Source organism: Microcoleus sp. S36b_A4, from assembly GCF_036700645.1.
GTDB lineage: Bacteria > Cyanobacteriota > Cyanobacteriia > Cyanobacteriales > Microcoleaceae > Microcoleus.
This window is the reverse complement of sequence record NZ_JAUBPI010000120.1, coordinates 14,867-16,524: the sequence shown is the minus strand read 5'-3', so window position 1 is coordinate 16,524 and position 1,658 is coordinate 14,867. Positions and strand designations below refer to the sequence as shown.

Annotated in this window: 1 protein-coding gene; it reads left to right on the top strand. The window is 49.6% G+C overall.

All coding sequences use genetic code 11. The annotated features are described in order from the left end of the window. Positions 1–232 precede the first annotated feature (232 nt). Positions 233–1,658: DUF4347 domain-containing protein (locus QUA03_RS25765; protein WP_333216142.1), on the top strand; the 1,426-nt coding region annotated here is incomplete at its 3' end.

Below are 1,658 nucleotides of genomic sequence, written 5' to 3'. Positions count from 1 at the left end.
ACTTTACTATTGAGCGCGCGATCAAATAACCCAGGCCACGTAACACGCGGGCGATATATTCAGCAAGCCCTAATTATTTGCTAAACGCGCCTCTACAAGATGAATCTGTAGCAGCTTCACGGAAAGTTAATATCAGTCTTGATTGTGAATTTTATTCATGACATTTAATGTGTGAATTTGCTAAGCTCTGTACATCTTAATTTTCCTACGGTCATCCAACCAGAGGTGTATTGTGCAAAATTTTATTAATTCAGTTGTAAGTTCGATCGCCTTTCTCGACTCTGCCCTTCCCGACAGCCAAACTCTCCACAACGGCATCGCAGCGGGGACAGAAGTAATTATCCTTGATGCAGCGCGGGATGGACTAGAACAAATCACGGCAGCGCTAGCGAGTCGCAGCAATATTAAAAGCATTCATATCATCTCCCACGGTCGCCCCGCGAGTTTACTGCTAGGCGCGATCGATCTAAACTTGACAAATTTAAAAACTTATGCTAAGCAATTGCAGCGTTGGTCGCGATCGCTGGCAGACAGTGGAGAGATTTTACTGTACGGGTGTGATGTAGCGGCGGGGGAGAAGGGCGCTAACTTTGTGCAGCAACTGAGTCAGCTAACCAAGGCAAAAATTGCGGCTTCTCGATCGCCGATCGGCAGTTCGGCTATGGGCGGAGATTGGGAACTAGATTATACAACAGGAGCGGTGTCCTCTGGGTCGGCGATCGACCCGGCAACAATGGCCACCTATCAATTTGTGTTCAGCCTCACCCTCTACGACGGCGCAAGTAACTTTGGTCTTCTTACTCCAACACCCGGTATCGGGACACCAGCGGGTACTCAATTAGCTTATGGAGAGCTACCTGCTGCTCTTCCATTCGCCACTGGTGCGTTCTCGCCCAACACGGGCATTAATACTTCTACCGTGAGTCTCCCTGCTAGCAATGCAGGCTATGCGGGCTACACCAACTACAGATACACTCCCGCAACTCCGACCCCGACGCCAGCAACATTTACTCCAATTAGTCCAACTTTTCCCGCACTTGACCGCATCAACGGTTACAGCGTTTCTTTTCGAGTTGCAGTCACCGCTGAAAACAGTATTAGTAACGATCGGGCCGGTTTCAGCATCATCGCCATTAGCAGCGACGGTCAAAACGGCATTGAACTCGGTTTCACCAACGGCAATCTCGGCCCTAACGGAGGCATTTTTGCCCAGCTAGATAATCCCCTGTTCACTCGCGGGCAAAATGTAGCTTTTAACATCAGTAATCCTACAGACTACAAACTGGTCGTTCAAGGCACCACTTACAGCCTGTTTGCTGGCGGCACAGCATTGTTGACAAATCAGTCGCTGCGGAACTACGGAGCATTTAATCCAGCAACCAGCCAGCCAGCTTTACCCTTCAATCCCTACACCCAGCCAAACTTCCTATTTTTCGGAGACGCCACGGATCAAGCAAGTTCCACTTTTACTCTCGGCCCCATCTCGGTTAATAATTTCCCGGTGGGGGTCAATGACAACTACAGCATCTTGCACGACAAAGTTCTCAGCATTGCCGTGCCCGGAGTCTTAGGCAACGACTCCGACCCAGATTTGGACACGTTGAGTGCCGCCTTAGTTACAGCCCCGCTCAACGGTACGATCTCATTAAACAAAAGTG